Origin of the sequence: Pseudomonas corrugata (assembly GCF_050920615.1) — a bacterium.
Lineage (GTDB): Bacteria > Pseudomonadota > Gammaproteobacteria > Pseudomonadales > Pseudomonadaceae > Aquipseudomonas > Aquipseudomonas corrugata.
In genome coordinates, this window is the sequence record NZ_CP130434.1 from 5,318,251 (window position 1) to 5,338,728 (window position 20,478).

Sequence of the window (20,478 nt, forward strand, 5' to 3'; positions counted from 1 at the left end):
AGTTTGGTCACTGTGTTTGCATGGGTCGCTTGGAATCGTGACCTGGGCAGTAGCCTATGAAGTTCGCTACATCCCGTTCGACGTCTCTTACTTTCCTGCAACCCAGCCCCAGTACTCTTTCAAGTGAAAGAGGCTGTCATCAATTTAAGCGTCAAAGGAAATAAGAAAATGGCTGAGCGTCAGAGCGGTACCGTCAAGTGGTTCAACGACGAAAAGGGTTTTGGTTTTATCACTCCTGAAAGCGGTCCGGATCTGTTCGTACATTTCCGTGCCATCCAGGGCAACGGCTTCAAGAGCCTGAAAGAAGGCCAGAAAGTCACCTTCGTTGCCGTGCAGGGCCAGAAAGGCATGCAGGCTGACGAGGTTGTTGCCGAAGCCTAAGCTTTCGCAACCCCAAAAGCCCCTGATTGATATCAGGGGCTTTTTTATGAGCGTAAATCCGTAGAATGGGCTTCTTTTTGCTCCGAGGCCGTCATGCCGAAACACCTGCTCACCCCTCAGGGCGACTTCCCTCCCGTCGGCCTGGGTCGTCGCCTGGCGGCGATGTTCTATGACTTTCTGCTGTGCACGGCGTTGCTGATCGTCACCAGCGGCGTCTACAAGATGATCCAGATGGGGATCATCGGTGAAGAGAAAATGCGCACCCTCACCGAAGCCGGCGCACTGGATGGCGACCCCTTGCTGTCCACCGTGCTGCTGTTCGTGCTGTTCGGTTTCTTCGCCAAGTTCTGGACCCACAATGGCCAGACCCTGGGCATGCAGGTGTGGGGCATCCGCGTACAGAACGCCGATGGCACGGCCATCAGCCTGTGGCAGGCGCTGTTGCGCTTCGTGGTGTCGATTGCCTCATGGCTGCCGGTGGGGCTGGGCTTTCTCTGGTCGTTGTTCGACAAACGCAAGCGCGGCTGGCATGACATCTACTCGGACACGCAGTTGGTACGGGTTCCCAAGAAGACCAAGTGATTCACACGTCTCGTTCCCACGCTCTGCGTGGGAATGCAGCCAAGGACGCTCCGCCTCCCAGAGCCGAACGCGGAACGTCCGTAGAGACATTCCCACGCGGAGCGTGGGAGCGAACATCAGGACTCAGGCGTTACCCGCCAGCTTCATCCGCGCCGCCTGGGTGAAGTCCAGCATGCGCTTGAGCGGGCGAATGGCCTGAGGGATCAACGCCGGGTCGACGAAGATCTCATTGGTGCCTTCCTGCAAGCTCTTGAGGGTGCGTTCCAGGGTATTCATCGCCATCCACGGGCAGTGGGCGCAGCTGCGGCAAGCTGCGCCGTTGCCGGCGGTAGGAGCTTCGATGAAGACTTTGTCCGGGCACAGCTGCTGCATTTTGTAGAAAATACCGCGGTCGGTGGCAACGATCAGCGTCTTGTTCGGCAGGCTCTGGGCCGCAGCGATCAGTTGGCTGGTGGAGCCCACGGCGTCCGCCAGTTCAATCACCGAGGTCGGTGACTCCGGGTGCACCAGGATCGCGGCGTCCGGGTACAGGGCCTTCATGTCCTCCAGTTGCTTGGACTTGAACTCCTCGTGGACGATGCAGGCGCCGTCCCAGAGCAGCATGTCGGCGCCGGTCTTGCGCTGGATATAAGTGCCCAGGTGCTTGTCCGGCCCCCATATGATCGTCTCGCCGTTGTCCATCAGACTCTCGACGATTTCCAGCGCACAGCTGGACGTTACCACCCAGTCGGCCCGGGCCTTGACCGCCGCCGATGTGTTGGCATACACCACCACGGTGCGCTCCGGGTGCTGATCGCAGAACGCCGAGAACTCGTCCACCGGGCAACCGAGGTCCAGGGAGCAGGTGGCTTCCAGGGTCGGCATCAGCACGCGTTTTTCAGGATTGAGGATCTTGGCGGTTTCGCCCATGAACCGGACCCCGGCCACCACCACGGTCTTGGCCGGATGAGCGTTGCCGAAGCGGGCCATTTCCAGGGAGTCGGACACACAGCCCCCGGTCTCTTCGGCCAGTGCCTGGATGATCGGGTCGCAGTAGAAGTGCGCGACCAGTACCGCGTCCTGAGCCTTGAGCTCGGCGGCGATGGCGGCGCGGTACCAGGCCTCTTGCTCGGCACTCAGCGGCTTGGGCTGCTTGGCGTCGAGGTGAGCCTGGACCAGGAGACGTTCGGAAATTTGCGTCATGTTCGCAAGACCTGCAGGCGCGTTTAGCGCGAAAGTCGAGTATACACCCCGGCTCCGGACCACTCGGGTACCGCCGGGAAAGTGGGTATCAATCAGGCACGGGATAGCGTGAAGCCGGCAAGGCTACAGAATATCCCGCAGATGCAAAAGATCATTCTGATCGGTGCCTGTCCGGTACGCTCCAGTGCCATTCAAACACAGCGTCGCGGGGAAGCGGATACCCAAACCAAGCTGACTGAAATGTAATCACCTGCCCCGCTTGCCTGTGTCATCTTTGCTTCACACCTGCAAGGGGACCGCCCCTGTGCATGTCGTGATTCGACGGATGGACTTTTATCGATGCAAACAAAAACTTCCCGACGCACCTTCGTAAAGGGCCTCACCGCTGGCGGCATCCTGGGAGGTCTGGGCCTGTGGCGCGCCCCCGTCTGGGCGCTGACCGGCCCAGGCCAGCCCACCGTGTTGAGCGGCACCGATTTCGACCTGTTCATTGGCGAAAGCCCGGTCAACTTCACCGGTCATCCCCGTATCGCCCAGACCATCAACGGCGGCATTCCCGGCCCGCTGCTGCGCTGGCGTGAAGGCGACACCGTGAGCCTGCGGGTACGCAATCGCTTGAAGGACACCACGTCCATCCACTGGCACGGCATCCTCCTGCCGGCCAACATGGACGGCGTGCCAGGGTTGAGCTTCAAAGGCATCGAACCCGACGGCCAGTACGTCTACCAATTCAAGGTCCGCCAGAATGGCACGTACTGGTACCACAGCCATTCCGGGCTCCAGGAGCAATCCGGGGTGTATGGCCCGCTGGTCATCGACGCCCGGGAACCCGAACCCTTCCAGTACGAACGGGACTACGTGGTGATGCTCACCGATTGGACCGACGAAGACCCCGCCGACGTCATCCGCAAACTCAAGAAACAGTCGGATTACTACAACTACAACAAACGCACCGTCGGCGACTTCATCGACGATGTCGCCAGCAAGGGCTGGGGAGCCACCGTGGCCGATCGCAAGATGTGGGCCGAGATGAAAATGAACCCCACCGACCTGGCGGACGTCAGCGGCGCGACCTACACCTACCTGATGAACGGCCAGGCGCCAGACATGAACTGGACCGGCCTGTTCAAGCCCGGCGAGCGGATTCGCCTGCGCTTCATCAACGGCTCGTCCATGACCTACTTCGATGTGCGCATCCCCGGCCTGAAAATGACGGTCGTCGCCTCCGATGGCCAGTACGTCAATCCGGTGTCAGTGGATGAGTTCCGTATCGCCGTGGCCGAAACCTATGACGTCATCATCGAGCCGACCGAGCAGGCCTATACCCTGTTTGCCCAGTCGATGGACCGCACCGGGTATGCCCGCGGCACCCTGGCGACCCGAGCCGGACTCTCGGCCCCGGTCCCACCGCTTGATCCGCGACCGCTGGTGACCATGGACGATATGGGCATGGGCGGCATGGACCATGGATCGATGCAAGACATGGATCAAAGCGAAATGTCGACCATGGATCAGGGTGACATGCCGATGATGGACCACGGCGCCATGCCAGGTATGGGCAACATGCCGTCCCATCCGCCGTCGGAGCAAGACAACCCACTGGTGGACATGCAAGCCATGAGCGTCAAGCCCAAGCTCGACGACCCCGGCATGGGCCTGCGCAACAATGGTCGCAAGGTGCTGACCTACTCGGACCTGCGCAGCACCTTCCCCGACCCGGACGGCCGCGAACCGGGTCGCACCATTGAATTGCACCTGACCGGACACATGGAGAAATTCGTCTGGTCATTCAATGGCGTGAAGTTCTCCGACGCCGAGCCGCTGCTGTTCAAGTACGGCGAACGGCTGCGCATCGTGCTGATCAACGACACCATGATGTCTCACCCCATCCATCTGCATGGCATGTGGAGTGATCTGGAGGACGAAAACGGTCAGTTCATGGTGCGCAAGCACACCCTCGACGTGCCGCCCGGCTCCAGGCGCAGCTACCGGGTCACCGCCGATGCCCTCGGACGCTGGGCGTATCACTGTCACCTGCTCTTCCACATGGAAATGGGCATGTTTCGTGAAATCCGGGTACAGGAATGAGGAGCCCGACCATGACCCGCTACATTCACTCTCCCCTCCTGTCGATGATGATCATGGCCGGCCTGACACAAGGCATGGCCACGCCTGCCTGGGCAGCCGGCAACGCTATGCCAGGCATGGATCACAGCCAGATGCAGGGCATGGAGCAGGGCCAGATGCAAGGAATGGATTCGATGCAGGACATGCAGTCGATGGAGCCACCCACGACCACCAGCCGCACGCCGATCCCCGAACTGACCGCCGCCGATCGCGCGGCGGTCTATGAGGACCACGGCGGTCATATGATGCAGGACAGCGCTCTCAATTCATTCTTTCTGATCAATCAGTTGGAGTGGCAGGACGCCGATGATGGCAGCGCCCTGAGTTGGGACGCCTCCGGCTGGATCGGCGGCGACATCGACCGGTTGTGGCTGCGCACCGAAGGCGAACGTACCAACGGCAAGACCGAAGAAGCCGAGTTCCAGGCCCTTTGGGGCCATGCCATCAGCCCTTGGTGGGACGTGGTGGCCGGCGTGCGCCAGGACTTCAAGCCGGACGAACCGCAAACCTGGGCTGCCTTGGGCATCCAAGGCATGGCGCTGTACAACTTCGAAACCCAGGCCACAGCCTACCTCGGTGAGAACGGCCAGAGCGCTGTACGCCTGGAAGGCGACTACGACATCCTGTTGACCAACCGCCTGGTCCTGCAGCCCACCGCCGAAGCCAACTTCCATGGCAAGAACGATCCGGCCCGCGCGGTAGGTTCAGGGTTAACGAACACCGAGTTGGGCTTGCGGCTGCGTTATGAAATCCGTCGCGAATTCGCCCCCTACATCGGTGTCACCTGGAACCGCGTCTATGGCAATACCGCAGACTACGCCCGTGAAGAAGGCGATGACCTTAGCGAAGCACGCCTGGTCCTGGGTGTTCGTATGTGGTTCTGACGATTGCGTCCCCCTTTCCATCCCTCTAAAAACTAGAAAACCGTTGTAGGAGTCCTTGCATGTCATTCATCAAAAACGCCGTGATCACCGTCGCGTTATCCACCGGGCTGCTGAGCAGCAGCCTGGTCCAGGCACACCCCAAGCTGCTGTCCTCCACCCCGGCCGAGGGTATGCAGGGACCGGCACCGGCGAAAATCGAGCTGCACTTTTCCGAGAGCCTGATGACCAAGTTCTCCGGCGCCAAGCTGCTGATGACCGAAATGCCCGGCATGTCAGCCCATTCGCCAATGGCCATGCCGGCCAAGGTGTCGGGCAGCGAAGATCCCAAGACCATGGTCATCATTCCGAGTACCCCGCTCACGCCGGGCACCTATCAGGTCCAATGGCGCGCGGTGTCGTCCGATACTCACCCGATCACCGGCAACGTCACGTTCAAGGTGAAGTGAGTTGAGCGACTCGGTCGACATGGATCTGATCAATATTGCTCTACGCCTGGCCCTGTATCTGGACCTGATGCTGTTGTTCGGACTCGCGGCTTTCGGCCTTTATGGTCTGCGAGACGAGGAACGAAAATCGGGCGAGGTGCTGCCTTTCGCAAGACTCCTGGCGAGCACGGCCATCATCGGCGTGCTGCTGTCCATCGCCGGCATGCTGTGCATGGTCTGGGCCATGAGCGGCGTTACGGACTGGGCCGAGTTACAGCCACACGTTGAAATGATGGTGTTGGAGACTGACATGGGCTCGAGCTGGAGCCTGCGGATCCTGGCATTGATGCTGATCATTGTCGCCGCGACGCAAAGCAGGCGCTGGCCGAGCGCCAGCCTGTGGCTGGGCACGCTGGCCGCAGGCGTGGCCCTTGCGACACTGGCCTGGGCTGGCCATGGGGCAATGGACGAAGGCGAACGGCGGAACTGGCACTTCATTGCTGACTTTTTGCACCTGTGGGCAGCGGGTGCCTGGGTCGGCGCCCTGGCGGCGTTTGTACTGCTGCTTGGCAAGGCCGAACACCGATTGTCGGTGCTGTCCCGGACCCTGATCGGCTTTGAAAACGCCGGGGCCGTGATCGTGCTGATCATCAGCGTGACCGGCGTGATGAACTACCTGTTCATTGTCGGTCCGAGCATCGACGGGCTGTTCGACAGCACCTACGGTCAGTTGCTGACACTTAAACTCGTCCTGTTTGGAGCCATGCTGGTGTTTGCCGCACTGAACCGTTTTCACCTGAGCCCGCAGCTGGAACAGGCCAGGCGAACCGGCGAACACAGTGTGGCCGTGAGAGCGTTGCGGCGCAGCATGATCCTTGAGTTCTCTGTAGCGGCGGTCATCCTGGCTTTGGTGGCCTGGTTGGGTACGTTGAGTCCGGCCATGGAATAGCAGGTGTGGGAGTATGCAAATTCTGCGTACGCCCCGAATCCGATGTGGGAGCAAGCCTGCTCGCGATAGCGGTGGGTCTGCTTGCGGCGATGTTGACTGTGCCGCCGTCTTCGCGGGCAAGCCCGGCTCCCACAGGGTCTGCTGGCGCGGGCAAATACTGCATACACCCGGAATCCATGTGGGAGCGAGCCTGCTCGCGATAGCGGTGGATCTGCTTGCGGCGATGTTGACTGTGCCGCCGTCTTCGCGGGCAAGCCCGGCTCCCACAGGAGCAGGTGGCGCTGCAAATGCTGCGTACGCCCCGAATCCAATGTGGGAGCGAGCCTGCTCGCGATAGCGGTGGGTCAGCTTGCGGCAATCTTGGCTTTACCGCCGCCATCGCGAGCAGGCTCGCTCCCACAAGGTTGATGGGCATTTAATCTTTCAATATCGCTGCCCAGTTTTCAGTTTGCCTCTACCCTCGCTTCCCGGCCTAAATGGCATTTTTATAAGCCAAGGCTTCGTTATGGAAAACGTTCGAACTTCAAGCACCCACGCCGTCTGGCTGATGGTCAGTGTGGTGTTGGTGGCGCTGAACCTGCGACCTTCGATGGCGGCGGTCGGACCGCTGTTGTCAGCCATCCGTGGCGAGGTGCCGTTGAGTTTCAGCACCGCGTCATTGTTGACCATGCTGCCGGTCATGGCGATGGGGCTGGCGATGTTCCTGGGCATGCGCATTGCCCTGCGCATCGGTGAACACCGCACCATCGTGCTCTCGCTGTTGATCATCGGCATCGCCACGGCGTCGCGCCTGTATCTGGACAGCGCCGCCGAGCTGATTATCAGTGCCGTGGTGGCCGGGGTCGGGATCGCGCTGATTCAGGCGGTGATGCCGGCGCTGATCAAATCGCGGTTCAGCGACAACGTTTCGCTATTCATGGGGCTGTATGTCACCTCGATCATGGGTGGAGCAGCACTGGCGGCGTCATTTTCACCCTTCGTCCTGACACAGACCGGCAGCTGGCGTATCGGCCTGGCGATCTGGGCGGTGCTGGCGTTGGTTGCCCTCGGTTGCTGGTATGCCCAGCGCGCGGCCGTCACACCGTTGCCCGACGCCCCGAGCCGGAACAAGGAATCGTTCTTCGCCAATGGCCGGGCCTGGCTACTGGCGATTTTCTTCGGCCTTGGCACGGCGTCTTACACCTGTGTGTTGGCCTGGCTGGCGCCGTACTACGTGGAAAAAGGCTGGAGCGAGCAGCACGCGGGCCTGTTGCTGGGGTTCCTGACGGCGATGGAAGTACTGTCCGGGCTCGTCACCCCGGCCATTGCCAACCGCAGCCAGGACAAGCGCATGGTGCTGGCTGTCCTGCTGGCCCTGATCATAGCGGGTTTCTGCGGCCTGATCTTGAGCCCGGACCGCTTCAGCCTGCTGTGGCCCTGCCTGCTGGGGCTGGGTATCGGCGGCCTGTTCCCGATGAGCCTGATCGTATCCCTCGACCACCTGGACAACCCACGCCGGGCCGGTGGCCTGACGGCGTTCGTGCAAGGCATCGGCTATCTGATCGCTGGGCTTTCACCCTTGATCGCCGGGATGATCCGCGATCAATTGGGCAGCTTCGAATGGGCCTGGTGGTCGCTCACTGCGGTCATGGCACTGATGATCCTGATGGTGTTGCGCTTCAATCCCAAGCAGTACGCGCGGCACATCAGCTAGCGGAACCAGTCGCGTCGCTGAAAAAAGGGCCGCAATGAAAGCGGCCCTGTCTTTATCCCCCCATCCATGACGGCCGACGGATTTGCCCATCATGACGTTCCAGTTCTCGAACACAGGAATAAGACCTTGATGAAACACGTCGGTTTTGCAGCCGCTCACTGGGGCATGCTTATCTGGGCAATGCTGATCACCTCGTCGTTCTTCGCAGCGGCTCAGGTCAGCCAATCGATCGATCCGATTCTGCTCACGGGCTTGCGGCTGCTGTTTTCGGCCTTGTTGTTCTTGCCGCTGTTACTGCTGAAAAACACCTCGCCCATCACCGCCAAAGGGTTGCTGGCCCACGCAGTGCTTGGCCTGTTGCTGGCGACCTACTTTGGTTCGCTGTTCGAGGCGTTGCGCTACACCTCGGCGGTCAATACCGCAACGCTGTACACACTGGTGCCATTGATGACCTTGTTCTTCGAGGTGTTCCTGCTGCCCAGTCCAAACCTCAAGACCCGCTTGCTGCCCATGCTGATCGCGGCGGCCGGCGCCGTGTTGCTGACGCTCAAGGGTACAACTCCGGGGCAGATGCCTGCGCTCTATCCGGTGATGGTCTTCGGTGCCGGTTGCGTGGCGATGGCCTTGTACTCGCCCCTTAGTCAACGGTTCAAGGCCAAGGCGCTCAAGGGGCGAGATCCGGTGGCGATGACGTTCTGGAACATGCTGTTCGGTTCGCTGTTTCTCTTGGTGTTCTGCCTGTTCAGCGGCGGCTGGCGCAGCGGCCTGCAATTGTCGATGCTGGACATCGGCTGGCTGGTGTACCTGGCCCTGTTCGGTACCCTCGCCACGTTCTGGCTGTTGCACCGGGCCATCGGGGTAATCGCACCGTCCACGGTCATTTCCTACGTATACCTCAACACGCTGTTCGTGACGCTGCTCAACTGGTTCTGGCTCAGGCAACAACCGATGGTGCTCGAAATCATCGGTGCCGGACTGGTAGGCGGGGGGATGCTGGCGCTGGTGATTTCAAGCCGTAACGCCAGAACTGTTACAGCTTGAAATCATCCCAGGCTTTGTACGAAGCGGTGCGCTACACGTATACAACCTCTAGTGCGACGCCGAACGAGGTGAAACAGGGCTCCAGCGCTCCAGCTCCCGCTCAAGGAAAGCCGCTACCGCCAGCAATCGTTCCTCCTGCCAATGTGGCCCGACAATCTGGATGCCGATGGGCATTCCAGTGGCTGCATCGGTGCCGGCGCGGATCACCACCGCCGGTGACCCGCTGAGACTGAACGGGAATACGAAGGCATAGCGGTTGCGATCCTCCAGGGATTCTCCATGATGGAACGCTACGTCTGGAAACACCGGACAGATGAACAGGTCGTGTTGCTTGAAGAACTTCGCCAACTGATAGCGGAAGGTGTCGATCGCGATCCAGTCACGCTTGACTTCATCCACGGTCAACTCCGTGGCTTCGCTCATGTCCAGCAACTTCGCGATGGCCGGGGTAAAACGGCGCTTGTTCATTGACTCGAATAGCTGTCGCCAGCCACGCCCGGCGTCGCCCCCGGTAATGAACACCCGCCACAGCACATCACAGGCCTCCTCAAGCATTGGCGGTGCCACCGGACTCACCTGCGCCACCACCTGACTCAGGCATCGTTCAACCTGCTGCAAGACCTCGTTCACCGCCGCGCTGACGGGCGTGCGGTCCGACTCCGAAAACAGTGCGACCCGCAGGCTGGCCAACGGCTCACTTTCGACAAACGGCACGTCGACGGTGTCCGGATCCTGTCCGTCGGCACCGCTGATCAGCGGTCCGAGCAGCGCCAGGTCATCGACATAGCGCCCCATCACGCCAAAAGCCGAGGTCAGATGGAATAGCCCGGAGCGGTCGTTGGGATACTGGCCAGTCAACGGCACCCGGCCCTGGGTCAGTTTCAAACCGCAAATGCCATTGAAGTGCGCGGGTATCCGCACACTGCCACAAGCATCGGAGGCCAGCCCGGCGGGCGAACAGCCGGCGGCGATCGCGGCCGCTTCACCGCCGCTGCTGCCGCCGGCGGAGCGTTGCAAATCATGGGGGTTGAGAGTGCGGCCGTAGATCAGGTTCTCGGTCTCGAAGGCCATGCACAGTTCAGGCACATTGCTGATACCCAGGATGATCGCCCCGGCCTGGCGAAGCCGGGCGACGGCCGTCGCGTCCTGCTGGCTGACGTCGCCCAGCAATTCCTCCAGTCCCCGGGACATCCTGAATCCCTGCACGTGGAGGACGTCCTTGATGGTGATGGGAATACCATGCAGCGGACCACTGATCTGACCGATGCGCGCCATCTCGTCAGCTTCGCGGGCCTGGCGCCGCAATTCCTCCACAGGCGCCAGTTGGATCAGTGCATTGATCTGCCGGTTACGCTCGGCGATCCGCTGCAGATAAAACTCCAGCAACGTGACGCTGGTCAGCACGCCACGTCGCAACAGACCGGCCATTTCCCGCAGGGTCAGCGAATCAGGGTTGAACATGCTCACGACGCCTCCTTGCTGCGCAACCATTTATTGGGCAACTGATACATGTTGCGTACCACCAGGGAGAACGCCTTGACCGCCAGCACCGGGCGCCGGTTGATAGCTTCGAGGGCCTCTTCGATCATCGTCAGGATATGGCGCAACGCATCGGGCGAGATGTTCAGCGGCGGATAGAAGCGCAGCACCGGCCGCTCGGCCTTCTCATTCATCGAGTGCCCGGCATGAATGCCGCGCTTGCTCAGTTCCATACTCATCAGGGCTTCATAGACCGAGCCACGCAAGCGCAGCCCCGTCATCAGGCCCACCCCGGGGACGTCCTCCACAATGTGCGGATAGCGCAGCGCCAGGCGTTGAAGGCCATGGCGCAGCAAACCGCCATTGATCCGTGACTGCTCCACCAGGTTGTTCTGCTCGATGTAATCGATGGCCGCAAGCGCGGAGGCGCACGCCACCGGGTGCCCGCCGTTGGTCCGCGTGTCAGGCTCGATGTCACTGAGCGGGTACTGGGTCGCCAGGCGCTTGCTGTACATGGCGCAGGCGAACGAGGTGTAGCCGCCGGTCAGGCCCTTGGAGAGGATCATGATGTCGGGCACTACGTCGTCATATTGCACCGCGAACCATTTGCCACAACGACCGAAACCGGTCTGGATTTCATCCGCCACCAACAGGGTGCCGGTGGCATCGCACAAGGCCCGCAAATTGGCCATGTAGCCCACCGGGGGCACCTGCAAGTGTGCGCCGCCGAGGATCGGTTCGACATATACCGCACACACCCCTTCGCCCACAGCCTGTTGCAGGGCAGCAAAATCACCGTAGGGCACATGGGTCACATCGGGTGCTGCAATGCCATAGCTGCGGTGATTCTGTCGTTGCCCCAGTATGCTCATCGCCGCCAGAGTCTTGCCGTGGTAGGAACCGCTCATCACCACGATCCCGCGACGGCGCGGCTGGATGCGCAACGCATAGCGCAGGCTCTGCTCGATGGCCTCAGCCCCCGAGACCATGTACTGCACGTCCCCCCACTCCCCCGGCACCAGTTGGCACAGACGTTCGGTCAATTTGTCCTGGAGCGGATGACGCCGCCCCTCCGGTACCCAGGCCATCTGGTTCAGTTGCGCCTGTACCTGCTCGCGGACCATAGGGTTGCGGTGGCCGACGATGAACACGCCGTAGCTGCACGCACAGTCGATAAAGCGCTTGCCAGTGTGGTCAGTAACGTGAATGCCATCGGCCTGTTGCTCGACGCTGGTCTTGCCCAAGCGGTAGAGCTTGGCCGCCGAGGCGCTCCAGTACCGCTGGCAATCATCCAGCAGTTGTTCATGCGGCCTGAGTAAGGACATGGCTTAAGGTCTCCTTGATGATGTTGGCAGCACGTTGGATATGTTCGGGGCGGGCGGTAATGGGGCAGCGCAGGAGCAGTTCGCGACCACGGGGCGCACTGACGTAGACACCTTGCCGGTAAAGGGCCTCGCACAGCACGCTCGGCTGCAGATCATCGGCCAGTGGCAGGCCGACCCAGCCGCCCTCGGCCACGGCGCCGAACGACGCCAGGGTCTGCGCCAGTCGCTGACCGTTCTCCAGGCATTGGCGGGGCGAGTCGTTGGCCTGCACATAATCCAGCGCGGCCAAGGCCGCCACGCAGGCCATCGGATTACCGGCCGTGGTGCTGCCATGCTTGGCCGGGCTGCTGCGTCCATAGACCTGCCAGGCCATGCGCTCGCTGCAGGTATAGGTGCCGATGGGAATCGCACTGCCCCCCAGCGCGCCACCAAGCACGACAATGTCCGGGACACAACGATAACGCTGGAAACCAAACAGCGAGCCCAGGCTGCCCAGGCAGGTCTGGGTGTCTACCGCGATCACCGGTACCGAGGCTTGCGCCGCATGGGCATGCAAGCGCTCGACCAGGGCCGGTTCAAGCAATTGCAATCGACCGTTCGCATCGACGCGGGTACTGCTATGGCAGACCGCGAAGCAATCACTCCACTCCACCAAATCCAGGTCTGCGAGATGACGAACTGCCACGCGCTTGAAGCCCAGGAAATGTTGCACGTCCAGGTCGCCTTGCGTGGCATTGAGGCAACGCCCGTAGGTCAGCGAGCCATACTCACCACCCTGGATAAACACGATGGTGTTGCCCTTCGGCTTGAGCCCCTTGCATAACTTCAAGGCGCCTTCGAATGCTTCGTCGCCGGAACTGCACACATAGGAACTGACCAATGGCTCTGGCAACAGCTCGGCCAGACGGCGGCACAAGGCAATCAGCGGCTCGGACATCAATACCCGGTTGGACAGCCCCATGATCTGCGCCTGACGGGTGACCGCGTCGATCACCGCTGGCACCTGGAAGCCGAACCCGCCGGTCAGGTCGATGATCTGCCGGCCATCGCCATCGAGGTAGGTCTCGTACTGCCCGCCAATAATGTATTTATCGCTTTTCATGGAACCCTCTCAACGGTAGCTCAGGGCATTGAAAATGCGTCGACGCTCATCGACGATGGTTTCACGACCGTGCATGACCCTACGGTTATCAATCATCACCACATCGTGGTCACGCCAACCCACCGGAACGGTGTACTGGGCAGAGATTTCGGCGATTTCGGCGAGGAACTCGGCGGGAATCACCTGACCGTCCACCGTATCGATCACTGGCGCCTCGTAGTTGAATGAAGGCCCCAGGATGCTGTTGGCAAACGCCGGGCGCTGGCTGAACGCGGAGGTGAGGATCGCCGACGTGCTGAAGGCGTAGTGCATCGAGTCATCAGCCGGGTTGAAGGAAATCTGCGTCTGCGGGTCATCACCGATGATCTGCAACAGATCCTCAATGACCACGGCCGCCGGATCCGACAAAGTCGGCGAATAATGGCAAACCAACCGGCGCCACTTTTCCCCCGCCACGGTACGGCTGTAGCGAATAGGGTTGTTTTCGAAAAAGCTGCGGCAGCCCGGGGACAGTCTCGCCAGTACCTTCTCGCCGTCGCAGATCGTGGTTTGCGAACCCTTGCGCGGCGCTTCCTGGCAATAGAACCAAGTCATGTCCGGCCAGAACGGCGAGTTGCCATTCTCGCAATGCAGGCCAACCGCCTGATGCCCGGCATCTACCAGCTGTGCGGCACCACCGACCATGACCCGCGCCGGATCCAGGCTCAGCCTGGAACTGTTCTGCTTGACGTAGGTGCTGAACATCTCGGCGTTGTGGATGCAGTTGCGAAACAGCACGACACCGTAGTGTCCCAGCAGCTCGTACAACTCGGCCTTGCCCAGACTGGCGAAGTGGTGCGACTCGACGATGGAGACGTCAGGGTTTTCAAAGTGAAAGGCAGGTGTGCTCATTGGATGCGTTCCCTTGCAGAGTGGAAAAAACAGTGGCGATATCGGCACGTTTCGGTCGGCCGGTGACGGTGTAGAGCTGCTCGATCAACGGATCATCCTTGCTCAACAACCAGAGCCGGTTCGGTCGTTCGATATCGGAGAAGCGGCCAGTCGACCAGCTCACCAGTTCATCGCTGGCCGGTGCCGATTCGACGCACAGCAACGCCACGAGACCGTGCTGCTCATCGAAGAACACCGCGGCGTCGTTCACGCCCGGGTATTTGCGATATTCCAGCTCGACCTGCTCGGGGCTGACATTGCGGCCGTTGGGCAGGCAGATCACGTTCTTCTTGCGGCCGTGCACGTAGAGGTAGCCGTCCTCGTCGAGCATCCCCAGGTCGCCGGTGTCCATCCAGCCGTCGCCGGACATGGAACACGCGCTGGGGTCCGTCCCCGAATAGCCGCTGAACAGTGAGCTGCTCTTGACCTCGATGGTCTGATCAGCGCCGATCCGCACCTGCACATGGGGAAGCGGCTTGCCGACACTGCCCAGGCGCTGCTCTTCGAAGGTGTTCATGCTGACCACCGACGCGTTTTCCGACAGCCCGTAGCCCTGGTACACCTCGATGCCTTGCTCTGCCAGATCATGCAGGGCATCAATACTCACCGCCGCGCCGCCGCAGGTGATGTGAGCGCCGGACTTCAGGTAACTCGCCAGCCGCTCCCCCGCCTCGCCGCCTTCATTCAACTGCTCCAGAAAGCGATTGATCATGACTGGCGGTACCGTCAGCGCCGTTGGCTGAACGTGCAGGATCCAGTCGACCAGACGTTGCGGCGAAGCCCCGGGTTCGCCGAGCAATGCTTCGCTCGGTGGCAGGAAATGCACGGTCCCGCCGGCCAGGAGCGGCAGGTACGCGGCGGTCACCTGCTCGAGCAGCAGGCTCAACGGTACCAGCGACAGATACCGACGATGGGCATTGGCCGGCATGCGTTCGCGCAGCGACGTCAGCACCGCGCCAACCGCCTGATTGCTCAAGCGCACGCCTTTCGGCCGGCTGGTGGTGCCTGAGGTGTGAATGATCTTGCAGATCCAGTTACCCGCATCGTCCGGAGTGTGCAACAGGGGTTGCTCGACCACCGGCTCGCCAAGGCGGCGCAGGCGACTGTCGGGAAAGTTCAGCTTCCAGCGTTGCGCCAGTGTTCGCTGCCCTGCGGCATCCACCAGGAATCCGTCGCAACGCTCGGCCAGATGCTCGGCCTGGGATTGACTGAACGCCAGCGGCAACGGGAGCGCGGTAATCCCTGCAAACAGGCAGGCCAGATCGGCCACCAGCCAGTCGCTGCTGTTGCGCGTCGCGATCCCCAACACCACTTGATCGCCGTGGGCTGGAGTGGCAAAACGTTGTTGCAGCTCAGCAGCCAGATTAAACACCCGGTGCTCCAGTTCGCCGTAGGTCAGCGCCACAGGCTCGGTACCCGACGCCCAGTCAACCGCGCAGACCGCCTGGCGATTGACCTGCAATGCCTGTTTCAACTGGTTGATAAAACTACCGCTCATGGCTGCGCCCTCGCCAACGACTCACCGGGCAACTGTGTGAACGAGGTGTTGAGAGTCGTGGCGGCGAAACGCGAGCGCTTCGGATCGACCCGAATGAAACCGGTAACAGGCTTCTTGGCGTAATAGGTGCCCCAATTCTTGCCGCCTTCATCAGCCAGACGAGTGGGGTCTGCGGTCAACAGCGGCTCGAAATCTATCTGGCAACTTTCCATCATTTGCCGGACCCGAGGAGTAACAGTGCACAACAAGTAATGCCCGCCCATGCACCAGGACAACAGCGGAATCATATTAACGAGAATCATTCCCGCCGTTAGGTGATGGGAAATCAGATTGCCGATCTCGACAATGTTCGAACGCTCGATGGTTTTCTCGAAACGTTGGGACAGGATCTCTTCAATCGGTTGTGTCAGGTATTGCTCGGAAAAGAGAATGCGGTGATCCCCAAAAGTAATCCCGGCACACGCGAGTATGCGATCTTGCTGATCCTGAGTGACCGCAAAGTATTGTGGATTCGGTTCTACCGAAGCCGCATAAGAACTGCGAAACTTGTCTTTTACTACCTCAGTAGCCTGTACCCATAATGGCGTTTTAGTTTCCGCGACACGTATTTGCATTTCGTCCTCCTCCGTCCCTGTGCAGGATGTCTATAAAAGCGAGGCGAGCATATTTAAGAAAAATCCTACAAGCCATTTAAAAAATAAATTGCTTCCGCTAATATATAAATAAACGTCTTTGTCATAAAAATCAGAGACGCTAGCCCATGGATTGCGCCAAGAAGGATCTTATGCTCAATAGTAATTTGCTTAGAAAGCTGGACATGCAAGACTTGATGGTGTTCGTCGCAGTGTACGAGCAGAGCAGTGTCACCGAGGTCTCCGAGGCCCTCTGCGTCAGCCAGTCCACCGTGAGCTATTGCCTGAAGAAGCTGCGCACCAGCTTCGAAGATGAATTATTCATTAACACCCGCAGTGGCATGCGCCCTACTAACAAGGCCACTGCGATGTACAGTCATATTGTAAAGATTCTTCAAAGCATCAATATCTGTCATTCCGGCATTCAAACCTTCGACCCCACACAGAAAGAAATAACATTCAATATTTGCGCACCGGAATATTTTGAATTATTGATTTTGCCAACATTGGTAAAGCGTTTTATTGGCAGCCAATTCCCAGTCATCATCAACATAACCAAATTCCATAAAGATATTCCCGTTGACGAACTGACGGATGGTCGTTTCGATCTGGCAATTTGTTTTGGCCCCAACTTTCATCGCAGCGCCAAAGGCTTGCGCTCGCAAGTATTACTGGAAGATGAATTGGTCTGCGTAGTCGATAGAAACGTCGACTTGCCGGACGAGGCACTCAGCCTGGAGACATTTGTAGCGTGCCAGCATGTTTTCCCGACCCCTTGGACATCCGATACCAACATGATCGACGGTTGGTTGGCCCGACAGGGCTATAGCCGGCAGATCGTCGCCCGGGCCAACAGCTACGTGGCAGCGCTCAATATGGTCACCGGGACCGACTTCGTGCTGACCCTGCCCCGACGCATTCAGGCGCTGACCTGTGACGAGACCAGGTTCAGCCATCGCAAGCCACCGGCCGGGTTGCCGAACTTTACGCTGGATATGATGTGGTGCGAGAAACCGGGCCAGGACAACGCCAACGTCTGGTTTCGCGAGCAGATCGTGAAGGTCTGCGCCGAGGACGGCTTGCTCTGAGTCACCCGGGGACCACTCGCATCCTCGCGTGGTTCCCGGACTTGCCGGCCTGGAAGTTTTCTACAGGCAAAAAAAAAATCCGGAAATCCTCACTTTCGTGGGCCTTCCAGACTTTTAAAACAGCAAAAATGGTGGGTCGTGTGGGATTCGAACCTACGACCAATTGGTTAAAAGCCAACTGCTCTACCAACTGAGCTAACGACCCGCTGTGTGGTGGCGCGTATAATACTGATTTCTAAGGACTATTCAACACCTAATTTGAAAAAAATCAAAAATAAGGGGTTGGATCGCTTACGCCCGCCGCCGCAAAGCCTTCGGCACGCAGGCGGCAGCTGTCGCATTTGCCACAGGCACGGCCCTGATCATCAGCCTGATAGCAGGAAACGGTCAGTCCATAGTTCACGCCAAGCTTCACACCAGCTCTGACGATATCGGCCTTGCTGAGATTCTGCAGCGGCGCCTGGATGCGGAAACCTTGCCCTTCCACGCCGGCCTTGGTCGCCAGGTTGGCCATGCGTTCGAAGGCCTCGACGAACTCAGGGCGGCAGTCCGGGTAGCCGGAATAATCCACCGCATTGACGCCGATGAAAATGTCACGGGCTTCCAGCACTTCGGCCCAACCCAGTGCCAGGGACAGGAATACTGTGTTACGCGCCGGCACATAGGTCACCGGTATGCCTTCACTCGGAGCTTCGGGCACAGCGATAGAGCTGTCGGTCAGGGCCGAACCACCGATGCCATTGAGGTTCAGGCCAATCACCTTGTGCTCCACCACGCCCAAGTCCCGAGCCACCCGCTCTGCCGCGTACAGTTCAGCACGATGGCGCTGGCCGTAATCGAAACTCATGGTGTAGCAGCGATAACCTTCGGCACGGGCCATGGCCACGACCGTGGCCGAATCCAGGCCGCCGGACAACAGGATGACCGCTCGTTTTTCTGCAGTGTTCGTCTGTTCAGTCATATCAGCGCCCCGGCTCGTCATTCCAAAGATATTTGTGCAGCTGCAATTGCAGGCGCACCGGCAGGTTATCCGCCACTACCCAGTCCGCCAGATCCCGCGCGTTCAAGTCGTGATGACTTGGCGACACCAGTACCTCACCGGCCCGCTGGTCGAGTCCATACTGGATCAGCTTGGACACGGCCCAGTCATAATCTTCCCGTGAACAAATAACGAACTTGACCTGATCATTGGGCGTGAGCAGTTCAATGTTCTCGTAGCGGTTACGATGCGCTTCCTTGGATCCCGGGGTTTTCAGGTCCACGACGCGACTGACACGCGGGTCGACGGCCGAGATATCCAGGGCGCCGCTGGTCTCCAGCGAGACCTCGTAACCGGCATCACACAGCTGTTTGAGCAAGGGAATGGCGTTGGGTTGTGCCAGCGGTTCGCCGCCCGTGACACAGACGTAGCGTGGGCGATAGCTGGCCACTTGCTCAAGGATGTCGTCGAGGGTTCGCAGGGTGCCGCCGCTGAAGGCGTAGGCACTGTCGCAGTATTGGCAACGCAACGGGCAACCGGTGAGGCGCACAAATACTGTGGGCAGCCCGGCCGTTCGCGTTTCACCCTGCAACGAGTAAAAAACTTCGGTGATTCTCAATGTGTCTTGCATAGTCGCCACGGGCGTAACAGCTAAACAGGCCGTCCGCCTCCGTCAGGCACTTCAAGGAACCCCGCCATCGCACAGGCTCCAAAAAGCGTATTTCAGAAAAAGGGCGTGAATTCTAACGAAAAAACCCGCGACAGGCGCGGGTTTCTTCGTTACGGGGTCAAACCGCCTTACATGCGCTGCAGATCACGCTGGGCCAACTGGGCGGCAGACGTGCCCGGATATTGGGAGACCACCTGCTGCAGGATGCCCTTGACCTTGTCGGTATGACCAAGGCGGCGCTCCACGTCAGCCAGTTTATACAATGAATCCGGCACCTTGGCATGCTTGGGATACAACTGGGAAACCTTGGCGAATGCCTGGCCGGCGCCCTGCAGGTCACCCTTGGCCAGGTTCACTTCACCCAACCAGTATTGGGCATTGCCCGCGTACTGGCTGTTGGGGTATTTGCGCAGGAAAGCGGCAAAAGCCTGGCTGGCCTTGTCGAAATCCTTGGCCTTGATCAGGTCGAAGGCAGCATCGTAATAGAGCTTTTCCTTCGCCGGATCAGCCGGTTCGCCACCGGCGGCAGGGGCTGGAGCACCCGCGCCTGCAGCGGCACCGGGGGCGTTCAAGTCGCCACCGGCAGGAGAATTCTCAGGAGTCGCGGCAGGTGCTGCACCGCTTCCTATGCGCCGATCAAGATCCTGGTAACGCTCCAGGTTTTCCTGCTTCATGCGCGATACTTCGTTTTGCAGAACTTCAATCGCGCCTTGTTGGCGTGACAGTTGATCCTGCATTTGCTGCAGTTGGTTGAACAGCTCGCCCTGTGCCGAGACAGGGGCCGAAACCCCTCCCCCGGCATAGGCGCCGTTCGTACCGTAACCTGCAGGCGGATAGCTGCTCCCGCTATTGTTATAGCCGGTGTCGTTATCGACCACAGGAACCGCAGCCCACACCGCAAGCGGTGCGAGACTGAGAGCCAGAACAGTTACAGCACGACGGCACGTTCGCATGACGAATCAGTTCTTACGCAGTTCGACGCGACGGTTTTGAGCCCAGGACTGCTCGTCGTTGCCGGTAGCAACTGGACGCTCTTCGCCGTAGGAAACCAGTTCCAGCTGAGCTGGGGAAACACCTTGCAGTACCAGGTAGCGTTGAACGGCTTTCGCACGACGCTCGCCCAGTGCCATGTTGTACTCACGAGTACCACGTTCGTCGGTGTTGCCTTCCAGAACAACGCGAGCGCCGTTTGCTTTCAGGTCTTTGGCGTGAACGTCCAGAGCGCGCATGGCTTCTGGCTTCAGGTCCGAGCTGTCGTATTCGAAGTAGAAGGTGGTGATTGCGCGCAGAGCAGCTTCTTCGCTCATGGAGCCGTCAACTGCACCAGTGTTGGCGCCGTAACCAGCGTTCGGATCAACAGCGCCTTCACCGGCGTTGTCGCCGCCTTTGGACGAGCAACCTACAGCTACAGCCATGGCCAGAGCCAGCGCAGCAAATTTACCAAACTTCAGCATTTCCATCGTGAAACTCCTAATGAACCCCAGTGTGTTAAGTAAAGCGTATTGCGCCGC

Annotated in this window: 20 protein-coding genes and 1 tRNA gene; 9 read left to right on the forward strand and 12 right to left on the reverse strand. The window is 59.8% G+C overall.

What is annotated here, in order from left to right; genetic code table 11:
* Nucleotides 1-168 precede the first annotated feature (168 nt).
* Together QZH45_RS23780 and QZH45_RS23785 are read left to right on the forward strand one after the other, a co-directional pair.
* Nucleotides 169-381 (forward strand): cold-shock protein, encoded by a 213-nt coding sequence (locus QZH45_RS23780; RefSeq protein WP_024779479.1) that lies wholly within the window; start codon nt 169-171, stop codon nt 379-381.
* A 93-nt stretch (nt 382-474) separates the two neighbouring features.
* Complete coding sequence (locus tag QZH45_RS23785; protein ID WP_055135968.1) at nt 475-963, forward strand: RDD family protein; 489 nt, start codon at nt 475-477, stop codon at nt 961-963.
* Between the two features lie 123 nt (nt 964-1,086).
* On the opposite strand, the gene nadA is transcribed toward QZH45_RS23785, so the two are convergent.
* Nucleotides 1,087-2,145: a quinolinate synthase NadA gene (nadA, locus tag QZH45_RS23790; protein WP_024779477.1), complete on the reverse strand. Its 1,059-nt coding sequence runs from the start codon at nt 2,143-2,145 to the stop codon at nt 1,087-1,089.
* A 339-nt stretch (nt 2,146-2,484) separates the two neighbouring features.
* Between nadA and QZH45_RS23795 the strand changes: the two genes are divergently transcribed.
* The 6 genes from QZH45_RS23795 to QZH45_RS23820 all read left to right on the forward strand — a co-directional run bounded on the left by QZH45_RS23795 (nt 2,485) and on the right by QZH45_RS23820 (nt 9,264).
* Complete coding sequence (locus QZH45_RS23795) at nt 2,485-4,233, forward strand: copper resistance system multicopper oxidase (protein ID WP_055135967.1); 1,749 nt, start codon at nt 2,485-2,487, stop codon at nt 4,231-4,233.
* A gap of 11 nt (nt 4,234-4,244) precedes the next feature.
* Nucleotides 4,245-5,156: a copper resistance protein B gene (locus tag QZH45_RS23800; protein ID WP_024779475.1), complete on the forward strand. Its 912-nt coding sequence runs from the start codon at nt 4,245-4,247 to the stop codon at nt 5,154-5,156.
* A gap of 59 nt (nt 5,157-5,215) precedes the next feature.
* Entirely contained in the window at nt 5,216-5,602 is a 387-nt protein-coding gene (gene copC / locus QZH45_RS23805) for a copper homeostasis periplasmic binding protein CopC (protein WP_024779474.1), read from the forward strand.
* Nucleotides 5,603-5,621: 19 nt separating this feature from the next.
* Nucleotides 5,622-6,530 (forward strand): copper homeostasis membrane protein CopD, encoded by a 909-nt coding sequence (gene copD / locus QZH45_RS23810; RefSeq protein WP_152979070.1) that lies wholly within the window; start codon nt 5,622-5,624, stop codon nt 6,528-6,530.
* Nucleotides 6,531-7,035: 505 nt separating this feature from the next.
* Nucleotides 7,036-8,223, forward strand: a complete 1,188-nt coding sequence (locus QZH45_RS23815) for a cyanate transporter (protein ID WP_024779472.1) — start codon at nt 7,036-7,038, stop codon at nt 8,221-8,223.
* A 129-nt stretch (nt 8,224-8,352) separates the two neighbouring features.
* On the forward strand, nt 8,353-9,264 hold the full coding sequence (locus QZH45_RS23820) for a DMT family transporter (protein ID WP_055135335.1): 912 nt from the start codon (nt 8,353-8,355) through the stop codon (nt 9,262-9,264).
* 48 nt (nt 9,265-9,312) lie between these two features.
* On the opposite strand, the gene QZH45_RS23825 is transcribed toward QZH45_RS23820, so the two are convergent.
* The 6 genes from QZH45_RS23825 to QZH45_RS23850 are packed head-to-tail and all read right to left on the reverse strand — an operon-like array spanning nt 9,313 to nt 16,212.
* Nucleotides 9,313-10,725: an amidase gene (locus tag QZH45_RS23825; protein WP_055135336.1), complete on the reverse strand. Its 1,413-nt coding sequence runs from the start codon at nt 10,723-10,725 to the stop codon at nt 9,313-9,315.
* A 2-nt stretch (nt 10,726-10,727) separates the two neighbouring features.
* Complete coding sequence (locus QZH45_RS23830) at nt 10,728-12,068, reverse strand: aspartate aminotransferase family protein (protein ID WP_055135337.1); 1,341 nt, start codon at nt 12,066-12,068, stop codon at nt 10,728-10,730.
* On the reverse strand, nt 12,046-13,170 hold the full coding sequence (locus QZH45_RS23835) for an aminotransferase class III-fold pyridoxal phosphate-dependent enzyme (RefSeq protein WP_055135338.1): 1,125 nt from the start codon (nt 13,168-13,170) through the stop codon (nt 12,046-12,048). The genes QZH45_RS23830 and QZH45_RS23835 overlap by 23 nt, the downstream gene beginning before the upstream one ends.
* A gap of 9 nt (nt 13,171-13,179) precedes the next feature.
* Nucleotides 13,180-14,061 carry a TauD/TfdA family dioxygenase gene (locus QZH45_RS23840; RefSeq protein WP_024779467.1) on the reverse strand — a complete coding sequence of 294 codons (882 nt, stop codon included), beginning with the start codon at nt 14,059-14,061 and terminating at the stop codon, nt 13,180-13,182.
* On the reverse strand, nt 14,036-15,598 hold the full coding sequence (locus QZH45_RS23845) for an AMP-binding protein (protein ID WP_055135339.1): 1,563 nt from the start codon (nt 15,596-15,598) through the stop codon (nt 14,036-14,038). Before QZH45_RS23845 ends, QZH45_RS23840 begins: the two co-directional genes overlap by 26 nt.
* On the reverse strand, nt 15,595-16,212 hold the full coding sequence (locus QZH45_RS23850) for a thermostable hemolysin (protein ID WP_024779465.1): 618 nt from the start codon (nt 16,210-16,212) through the stop codon (nt 15,595-15,597). Before QZH45_RS23850 ends, QZH45_RS23845 begins: the two co-directional genes overlap by 4 nt.
* Before the next feature lie 170 nt (nt 16,213-16,382).
* Between QZH45_RS23850 and QZH45_RS23855 the strand changes: the two genes are divergently transcribed.
* Entirely contained in the window at nt 16,383-17,318 is a 936-nt protein-coding gene (locus QZH45_RS23855) for a LysR family transcriptional regulator (protein WP_033034671.1), read from the forward strand.
* Nucleotides 17,319-17,447: 129 nt separating this feature from the next.
* Here the strand turns inward: QZH45_RS23855 and QZH45_RS23860 are convergent.
* The 5 genes from QZH45_RS23860 to pal form a co-directional block, all read right to left on the reverse strand.
* Nucleotides 17,448-17,523, reverse strand: a tRNA-Lys gene (locus QZH45_RS23860).
* Nucleotides 17,524-17,586: 63 nt separating this feature from the next.
* A complete protein-coding gene (gene queC / locus QZH45_RS23865) occupies nt 17,587-18,279 on the reverse strand; it encodes a 7-cyano-7-deazaguanine synthase QueC (protein WP_024779463.1) in 693 nt (230 codons plus the stop codon).
* Between the two features lies 1 nt (nt 18,280).
* Nucleotides 18,281-18,928: a 7-carboxy-7-deazaguanine synthase QueE gene (queE, locus tag QZH45_RS23870; protein ID WP_053192333.1), complete on the reverse strand. Its 648-nt coding sequence runs from the start codon at nt 18,926-18,928 to the stop codon at nt 18,281-18,283.
* A gap of 167 nt (nt 18,929-19,095) precedes the next feature.
* On the reverse strand, nt 19,096-19,920 hold the full coding sequence (ybgF, locus tag QZH45_RS23875; RefSeq protein ID WP_024779461.1) for a tol-pal system protein YbgF: 825 nt from the start codon (nt 19,918-19,920) through the stop codon (nt 19,096-19,098).
* 6 nt (nt 19,921-19,926) lie between these two features.
* A complete protein-coding gene (gene pal / locus QZH45_RS23880) occupies nt 19,927-20,427 on the reverse strand; it encodes a peptidoglycan-associated lipoprotein Pal (protein ID WP_024779460.1) in 501 nt (166 codons plus the stop codon).
* Nucleotides 20,428-20,478 lie beyond the last annotated feature (51 nt).

Bases quoted from the DNA above. Each gene is read 5' to 3' on its own strand.
- ybgF (WP_024779461.1), bottom strand. From the start codon at position 19,920: ATGCGAACGTGCCGTCGTGCTGTAACTGTTCTGGCTCTCAGTCTCGCA.
- QZH45_RS23840 (WP_024779467.1), bottom strand. From the start codon at position 14,061: ATGAGCACACCTGCCTTTCACTTTGAAAACCCTGACGTCTCCATCGTC.
- copD (WP_152979070.1), top strand. From the start codon at position 5,622: ATGGATCTGATCAATATTGCTCTACGCCTGGCCCTGTATCTGGACCTG.
- QZH45_RS23785 (WP_055135968.1), top strand. From the start codon at position 475: ATGCCGAAACACCTGCTCACCCCTCAGGGCGACTTCCCTCCCGTCGGC.
- QZH45_RS23780 (WP_024779479.1), top strand. From the start codon at position 169: ATGGCTGAGCGTCAGAGCGGTACCGTCAAGTGGTTCAACGACGAAAAG.
- QZH45_RS23845 (WP_055135339.1), bottom strand. From the start codon at position 15,598: ATGAGCGGTAGTTTTATCAACCAGTTGAAACAGGCATTGCAGGTCAAT.
- pal (WP_024779460.1), bottom strand. From the start codon at position 20,427: ATGGAAATGCTGAAGTTTGGTAAATTTGCTGCGCTGGCTCTGGCCATG.
- QZH45_RS23800 (WP_024779475.1), top strand. From the start codon at position 4,245: ATGACCCGCTACATTCACTCTCCCCTCCTGTCGATGATGATCATGGCC.
- QZH45_RS23855 (WP_033034671.1), top strand. From the start codon at position 16,383: ATGCTCAATAGTAATTTGCTTAGAAAGCTGGACATGCAAGACTTGATG.
- QZH45_RS23820 (WP_055135335.1), top strand. From the start codon at position 8,353: ATGAAACACGTCGGTTTTGCAGCCGCTCACTGGGGCATGCTTATCTGG.
- QZH45_RS23795 (WP_055135967.1), top strand. From the start codon at position 2,485: ATGCAAACAAAAACTTCCCGACGCACCTTCGTAAAGGGCCTCACCGCT.
- QZH45_RS23835 (WP_055135338.1), bottom strand. From the start codon at position 13,170: ATGAAAAGCGATAAATACATTATTGGCGGGCAGTACGAGACCTACCTC.
- queE (WP_053192333.1), bottom strand. From the start codon at position 18,928: ATGCAAGACACATTGAGAATCACCGAAGTTTTTTACTCGTTGCAGGGT.
- queC (WP_024779463.1), bottom strand. From the start codon at position 18,279: ATGACTGAACAGACGAACACTGCAGAAAAACGAGCGGTCATCCTGTTG.
- QZH45_RS23815 (WP_024779472.1), top strand. From the start codon at position 7,036: ATGGAAAACGTTCGAACTTCAAGCACCCACGCCGTCTGGCTGATGGTC.
- QZH45_RS23830 (WP_055135337.1), bottom strand. From the start codon at position 12,068: ATGTCCTTACTCAGGCCGCATGAACAACTGCTGGATGATTGCCAGCGG.
- QZH45_RS23850 (WP_024779465.1), bottom strand. From the start codon at position 16,212: ATGCAAATACGTGTCGCGGAAACTAAAACGCCATTATGGGTACAGGCT.
- nadA (WP_024779477.1), bottom strand. From the start codon at position 2,145: ATGACGCAAATTTCCGAACGTCTCCTGGTCCAGGCTCACCTCGACGCC.
- QZH45_RS23825 (WP_055135336.1), bottom strand. From the start codon at position 10,725: ATGTTCAACCCTGATTCGCTGACCCTGCGGGAAATGGCCGGTCTGTTG.
- copC (WP_024779474.1), top strand. From the start codon at position 5,216: ATGTCATTCATCAAAAACGCCGTGATCACCGTCGCGTTATCCACCGGG.